The sequence below is a fragment of the Rhizobium sp. PDO1-076 genome (assembly GCF_000247475.1).
GTDB lineage: Bacteria > Pseudomonadota > Alphaproteobacteria > Rhizobiales > Rhizobiaceae > Allorhizobium.
Genome location: NZ_AHZC01000093.1, coordinates 1 through 6,925, shown reverse-complemented (window position 1 = coordinate 6,925; position 6,925 = coordinate 1). Strand labels below are relative to the sequence as shown.

The following is a 6,925-nucleotide window of genomic DNA, read 5'->3' as shown; positions in this document are numbered from 1 at the left end:
CTCCCACGACAGGGATCAGTGGCAAGGCCAGACGAGGCCGTGCAGGGCGCGGCAGAACCAGCGCCAGTCCGGTCAACACGCAGGCGAGCGGCCCCGTCATGAACAGGTTGGCCGCCGCCCCGGGGATCGGCGCGATGAGCAGATAGATCTGTTCGCGAAAGACAAGCCCGAAAAGGGCACCGGCAACAAGCAGGAGTGCCGCCGCCGTTTTGGCCGGGCGGGGCAGCTGGCCGATCAGCAGGCCGAGCCCGAACAGCGGCAGGAGACGCTCAGCCGCGCACAATCCGGCCAGAAGCCAGCTGCGGCCGGCGGCGAGATCGAGCGCCAGCGTTGCCAGCAGACAGACGCCACCGACGGCCAGCAGCGCCCATCCGGATTTTTGCTTAATCTGCAAAATCTGCCCCATGTGCCCTGCTCACACCGGTTCAACCGGCATCAGGCAATGAGGAAATAGAGGCCGCCAATGCCGATCAGCCCGCCGAGCGCGCGCGACAGATTGCCTTCGCGCAGGCGCTGGAAGCCGAGACCGACGGCGATGCCGGCCAGATGGATCAGGCCGGTGGCGACGACGAAGCCGATGGCGTAATCGGCCGGATCGGTCGCATTGGGCAGTTCCGCTCCATGGGCATAGCCATGGAAAATCGCAAAAACGCCGATGACCGACAGGGCGAGCAGTTCCGGCGGCCGCCAGACCAGAGCAATGGCCGCGCCCAGGACGACGATCGACAGCGCGATGCCGCTTTCGACGCCCGGCAGTGGCACGCCGGCAATGCCCATCATGCCGCCTGCGACCATGATTAGCGGGAAGGCGATCGGCAGCGACCACACCGAACGCCCACCCATCTGCGCGCCCCAGAGACCGACGCAGAACATGGCGAGCAGATGGTCGAGGCCCGACAGCGGATGTTCGAAACCATGCAGGAAGCCACCCGCCTCACCGGTCAGGATATGCGCCTCGGCCAGACCCGGCATGGCAAGAAGCACGGCGGCTGCGGCAGCGATGGACAGGCGGGAGCGAGAAACTTGGCGCGACATGAATTCGGTCTCCAAACGGTGGAAAGACGGTGGATTAACTGACTGGATAAGCTTACTGGATCGCTTGGCTAGGTCGGTTGGCTGGGTCGGTTGGCTGACATGGTGGGTGGAACGCTTCGGTCTAGAACGGGCGTGGCTGCGGCGCTGCATGTCTCTATTGCTACACATCTCGGCTGACAGAATCGATACGCAGTTTTGCCGGTATCGCGGCGGACCGCCTTGCGCCTCACAGCACAAACGCAGCTTTGAGGCAAAATCGGGACGACGGCGGCAGCGCATCATGGCTTCGTCACCACTATAACCGAATCGCCGATGACGGTAGAGCAAGGGGCGGAGAATGCCGTGCCAGCGCCTGCCCGCCTTCCGACCGGAGACAATCATGAACCGCCCGCATCGACACACGACACACCCCCCCGTCCTGACCGGCCTGCTGCCGGCAATTCTGCTGGCCGCGCTGCTCCTTGCCCTGCCCTCTGTGGCCGAAGCGCATGTGATGGATGGGCCGCTCGGCGGCTTCGGCAGCGGTTTCGGCCATCCGCTGGCCGGACCCGACCATTTCCTCGCCATGCTCGCCGTCGGGCTCTGGGGCGCGCAGATGGGCGGCCGCTCGGTCTGGTCGCTGCCGGCGACCTTTCCGCTGATCATGTGCATCGGTGGCGTGCTCGGCATGCTCGGCATGCTGCCGACGGAGATCGTGCAGATCGGGATTGCGGTCTCGGTGCTGGTTCTGGGCGGGGTGATCGCTGTCGAATGGAAGGCGCCGGAATGGGCAGCGCTTGTGCTGGTCTCGGCCTTTGCCGTGCTGCATGGCATACCGCATGGCGTACTGGTGCCGCGCGCCACCGATCCTGCGGCATTTACCGTCGGCTTCGTCGTCTCGACCGGCGTCATCCATGTGCTTGGCATCGGCATCGGCTATGGGTTGAAGCCGCTGCTTGCCGGCCGGCTGGTGCGCGGGCTCGGCGGCCTGATCGCGGTCGGCGGGATCTGGTTTCTCGTATCCGCCTTGATTGCTTGATCCGAAGACCGGCATCGGCGCGCATTTGCTGCGCTGCACCTGCGGGTTTCAGTTGACAAAACCGCCCGGAACCGCACAAACCACGGCTTCCGGATCATGTCGCAGCATGCGGGCATGGCCGACAGCATTGTCGAATTATCCAGCACAGGCTCCCCATGACCACAGATACCGCATTGCTCGACTTCACGATCACGCCGAATGCCCATCCGATGGCGGAAGCCGAGCGGCTGAAGGCGTTTGAAAACCTCGGCTTCGGCACGCTGTTTACCGACCATATGACCGTGATCCAGTGGGACATCGACAAGGGCTGGCATTCGGCCGAGGTCAAGGCGCGCGCGCCCTTCCAGATCGACCCGGCCGCCAGCGTCCTGCACTATGCCCAGGAAATCTTCGAGGGCATGAAGGCCTATCGCACGCCGGACGGTCGCATCACCCTGTTTCGCCCGGAAGAAAACGCCCGCCGCTTCAACAAGTCGGCCGCGCGCATGGCGATGCCGGATGTGCCGGAGGAACTGTTCCTCAAGGCGGTCGAAGAACTGGTGAAGATCGACGCCAAATGGGTGCCGGAAGGCGAAGGCAGCCTCTATCTGCGCCCCTTCATGTTCGCCAGCGAGACCTTTCTCGGTGTGCGCCCGTCGCGCCAGTATATCTTCTGCGTCATCGCCTCGCCGGTCGGCCCCTATTTCAAGGGCGGCGGCAAGCCGGTCACGCTGTGGGTCTCGGCAGATTTTACCCGCGCCGGTCCCGGCGGCACCGGGGCTGCCAAATGCGGCGGCAATTATGCCGGCAGCCTGCTCGCCCAGGCCGAAGCCACCAAGCGCGGCTGCGACCAGGTCGTCTTCCTCGATGCGGCCGAGCATCGCTGGGTGGAGGAACTGGGCGGCATGAACGTGTTCTTCGTGATGAATGACGGCAGCGTGGTCACCCCGCCGCTCGCCGGCACGATCCTGCCCGGCATCACCCGCGCCTCGATCATCAAGCTGGCGACGGAAAACGGCCTCAACGTCGTCGAGCGGCCCTATTCGTTCGAGGAATGGCAGAATGACGCGACCAGCGGCAAGCTGCGCGAGGCCTTTGCCTGCGGCACCGCCGCCGTCGTTGCCGCCATCGGCACGGTCCGCCATGCCGGCGGCGAATTTGTCATCGGCAATGCCGGCACCGGCATGGAAACCGAAAAGCTGCGCAACCAGCTGACCGGCATCCAGCGCGGCACGGTCGCCGACACGCATGGCTGGGTGAAGGACGTGACGCTGGCGTGAGCGGCTGGCGGGATTGGGAATGAAGGGAGCCCCGTCATGGTAACATGGCGGGGTTTTGTCGTTGGTGGCGGGGCCGGGACGGCCGCTCGCAGCGTTGACACCTTTATGCAATCTTTGGATGCATTTCGGCGACCATCATGTATCATGGCGCGATGGCGCGCGCCCTCTTCTGCATTTTGTCAGGAGTAGCCATCGCGCTTGAATTGCGCACATTTTTGTGCGCATACTCCTTCGGAGCGACGAGATGAAACGCGAGCAGTTGCTGAGAGAACTTCGCAAGCTTGCCAAGGATCAGGGCAGGCATTTCGAAGTGTTCGAAGACAAGGGCAAAGGCTCGCACTACCGGGTGAACTATGACGGCCGTTTTACGACCGTGAAGTCCGGCGAACTTACGCCCGGCTACGTGCGACTGATCAAGAAGCAGCTCGGTATCGAATAGCGTTTGCCCCACGATCGCCGACCAAAGAGCCTCGTCGCGGCTCTCAAGCAGAAGAGTGCTCAGCCTATGCAATATGTTTACTTTGCAGAATTGGAAGCCGATCCCGATGGTGGCTTCCTCGTCACCTTCCCGGACGTGCCGGAAGCCATTACGCATGGCGAAGACAGAGCCGAGGCCTTGGCTAGCGCCCGCGAGGCGCTCAGCCTGGCGCTCCGGGGCATCCTTCAAGAAGGCCGTTGCCTGCCGTTGCCGGTCACCTCGATCGGCGAGCCTGTGGCTCTCGATGCCGAAGACGCGGTAAAACTGGCGGTGATCCAGTCTTTCAAGGAATCCGGCATATCCAAACGTGAGCTCGCCCGCCGGATCGGCAAGACCGAGACCGAGGCCCGCCGGCTTCTCGACCCCGACCACCGATCCAAACTCGGCCCGCTGCAGGATGCGTTGCAGGCGCTTGGCAAGCGGATCGTTGTGACGGTGCTGGAGGCGGCGTGAGGGGGAGTAACAAACGCTAGCAAAGTAAATAGACTTTGCAAAACAGGGTTCTAGCTCTGAAGTACTGAGTCGAGCTTGAACTCTCAGTGAATTCGCTTTGCCCATGTAGGCCTCCTGTCTCAAATTTAGGAGAGAAGGCGTCTACAAATCTAGGGGCTATTCAGTCCGCATAAAGAAAAGGCTGGCCCTGGGGTGACGGGGCCAGCCTCTAGGCGGGTATCATGTCGGGGAAAACACGATATCGCGCTGACGCTGAATTAGTTCATATCTTCAGGTGCTCCAGCGCTACTTCGGACGACCGTTATTATCTCTTCTCGTGGGAGCAGTGCATCATCTTCCGGAGAGATGCACTTCACGGCTAGGCCCGCTTTCAGCAACCGTTTGACGGAACGGCTGGAGTAAACCTCGAAGTCTCGGCTCTTGGAATTAATTAGGAAATCCACGCCCGTATTGGGGTCAGCTGGCTCATCTATGGTCCACCACACCTCCGCGTCGGGGAGCTTGAAACAGATGTTCTGATCCTCTTTTATAGTGAGAAGACCATCAAAATTGCCGAGATACGTAGCCCTATCCTGAGGTCGGTCGGATAGCCAATCGGACAACACAGCATGAACACGGCGAATATTCTCGCCCACGTTTGGTAGCCAAATGTCTACGTCGTGATCGCCGTCAAACGTATGTCTAGCCTGGCCCCCCACGATCAAGAGGTCCACTCCAACTTCCATAAGCCGTGATATCATTTCGGTTTGATAAGAGTTCAATCGATCCATAAATCTCACATTAGACTAGGACGGCCAACATCGACAAGCAGGACTGATACCAGTGCATCAACGGTCGATGCGACAATGTAAAATGAAACCCGTAGTTTCGCGCGCTAGCGACCGGCGGAATGAGATGCTGATTGGATCGAAGAGTTCTTCAGGAGGTCAGCTTTGACTCATATCTGCAAAAGGTAGTTATTGCAGTTTGCGCTGTCAAAATTGCAATTTCGCGCGGCAAGCTACACCCGGTGTTGTCTGTCACCAAGTACTGCATTAACCGGGAATATCCGATAATATCCGGGAAAGAGTGAAAAAGCCTGGAATTACAAGGCCTTTAGTGAGCCGGAGTGAGAGCCGGCCGGCAGTAGGTTTGACACCGCAAAACGGCGATCGGCGCGCTCGATAGCCGAAATAGCGCGAACTCAGCCCCGGCTTCAAGGTCATCCTCAAAAACCGGCAAAGACCCTTTGAGGCGGCTTCAAATCATTGAAATTTATAGAGGCGCATGTTTCCTGCTGGCGCGACAAGTGGCGCAGAGCATCCCCTGAGGTAGGCCAAAAACCAATTTGAGGTATTGTAATCTGGCAAAACCTTGGTCGCGAACCGCCGAAAAGCCCAGAAACACAGGGTTTTGGCGGCGCGGCGGGTGCATTTCAGCTCCTTCTAGGTTTTGCAGCACTCCGAGCCAAAATCGCAGCAAATCCCCCGTGGCTCGGAAGCATCTGTCCTGAAAGCTATCCCAGTAGCCCTTCCAGGTATGGTCTATGGCCGACCACTCACTCTTCTGCGCTGAGCCACCACCGAAACAAATGTCACAGTTCCGGTGAACACGAGACCACCAAATATCGTGGACTTGAAGAGGTTATTAGTTGGCCAGTCTTGGCCAAACTGACGGTGCTGCCGTTGGCATCTGTCACCACATCCCGTCAGTGGATGCACGCTCAACCATGCAACGGTGAGTGCCATGGCCGGCAGAAAAACAAGAAAGACACCGTATTGCTTCGGGTCGGTTGGTCCTGAGAGTGACCACAGCGGCCGGACCTTTCTGCGGCGGCGAGACCGAAGGAAAACAAACCCAAGGCAAATGAACCCCGCATTCGCCAACTGACCGATCATGTGAATCAGAAAACCCACTTCGAACATGCCCCTGAGGCCGAATGCGAAAATATAGGCACCAACTCCGGAGAGAGCAATCACCACCGCTGGCCCGCCGTCTCGTGCGAAAAGCTCATAGATGAGAATGAGAATCGACATGCCCATAATGAAGTTAGTGAGATTTCCAGGCACTTAGATTTCCTCATGCTAGATAGCGACGACAGCGCATTTATGCTCCGGCCGCGCTCGCAGTCTTAAGTTGCGATCCGTTATTTACTATCTCTATTGGTTTGCATTGCAACGCTGGACTTAGTGCTTCATGGAGACACATCCCTAGAATGCACGCACCGACAATCATGAAGCCGTAAGTTTCCCGCTTCCAGGCAACCGCTTCGCCTCTTCCAGGCCTTGCCTCAAATCCTCCAGCACCACGGGAATTACAGCCTCGACGATCGGTTTGTCGCGAAGACTGACGACGCGTTGGCGTAGGGCGTTGAGCACCTCGCCTGTTGCAAGGGCAATTCGGTGGGATGGGGCAGGTGTTCCAGCGTCTTTGTGTGCCTTTTCAACCGCGATGAAGAGGCGCTCGAAAAGAAGCGGATCAACCACCTCGCGGATTTCCAGCGACATCCGATCCTCGACGCCTTCCCAACCGTCGCCATCACGCTCGGGTGATATCACCTTCACCCCGGTCGCTAAGTATTCAACTGAAACTCCGGCTACGTTGGCGAGTTTCACTGCATTCGCAACCGATGGCACGGACGTCATTGCGACGTACTTATTCAATGTCCCCAGTGCAATCCCGGTCTTCTCGGAGACCGCTCGC

The 6,925-nt window shown here is 59.5% G+C and carries 9 protein-coding genes; 4 read left to right on the top strand and 5 right to left on the bottom strand.

The window, feature by feature from the left end:
* Positions 1–394: hypothetical protein (locus tag PDO_RS07190; protein ID WP_458574644.1), on the bottom strand; the 394-nt coding region annotated here is incomplete at its 3' end.
* Between the two features lie 41 nt (positions 395–435).
* Complete coding sequence (locus tag PDO_RS07185; RefSeq protein WP_007599777.1) at positions 436–1,035, bottom strand: HupE/UreJ family protein; 600 nt, start codon at positions 1,033–1,035, stop codon at positions 436–438.
* Between the two features lie 379 nt (positions 1,036–1,414).
* Here PDO_RS07185 and PDO_RS07180 point away from each other — a divergent pair, with 379 nt between their 5' ends.
* The 4 genes from PDO_RS07180 (at position 1,415) to PDO_RS07165 (ending at position 4,243) form a co-directional block, all read left to right on the top strand.
* Positions 1,415–2,053 (top strand): HupE/UreJ family protein, encoded by a 639-nt coding sequence (locus tag PDO_RS07180; RefSeq protein ID WP_007599775.1) that lies wholly within the window; start codon positions 1,415–1,417, stop codon positions 2,051–2,053.
* Positions 2,054–2,208: 155 nt separating this feature from the next.
* A complete protein-coding gene (locus PDO_RS07175) occupies positions 2,209–3,312 on the top strand; it encodes a branched-chain amino acid aminotransferase (protein ID WP_007599773.1) in 1,104 nt (367 codons plus the stop codon).
* Between the two features lie 244 nt (positions 3,313–3,556).
* A complete protein-coding gene (locus tag PDO_RS07170) occupies positions 3,557–3,751 on the top strand; it encodes a hypothetical protein (protein ID WP_007599771.1) in 195 nt (64 codons plus the stop codon).
* A gap of 66 nt (positions 3,752–3,817) precedes the next feature.
* Complete coding sequence (locus PDO_RS07165) at positions 3,818–4,243, top strand: type II toxin-antitoxin system HicB family antitoxin (protein ID WP_007599769.1); 426 nt, start codon at positions 3,818–3,820, stop codon at positions 4,241–4,243.
* Positions 4,244–4,500: 257 nt separating this feature from the next.
* Here PDO_RS07165 and PDO_RS07160 read toward each other — a convergent pair whose 3' ends face one another.
* The 3 genes from PDO_RS07160 to PDO_RS07150 all read right to left on the bottom strand — a co-directional run.
* The gene (locus PDO_RS07160) at positions 4,501–4,956 is read right to left on the bottom strand and encodes a hypothetical protein (RefSeq protein WP_141649842.1); all 456 of its coding nucleotides are present in this window, start codon (positions 4,954–4,956) and stop codon (positions 4,501–4,503) included.
* 810 nt (positions 4,957–5,766) lie between these two features.
* Positions 5,767–6,291 (bottom strand): hypothetical protein, encoded by a 525-nt coding sequence (locus PDO_RS07155; RefSeq protein WP_007599768.1) that lies wholly within the window; start codon positions 6,289–6,291, stop codon positions 5,767–5,769.
* A 162-nt stretch (positions 6,292–6,453) separates the two neighbouring features.
* The coding region (locus PDO_RS07150; RefSeq protein ID WP_007599766.1) for a helix-turn-helix domain-containing protein at positions 6,454–6,925 on the bottom strand (472 nt) is incomplete at its 5' end.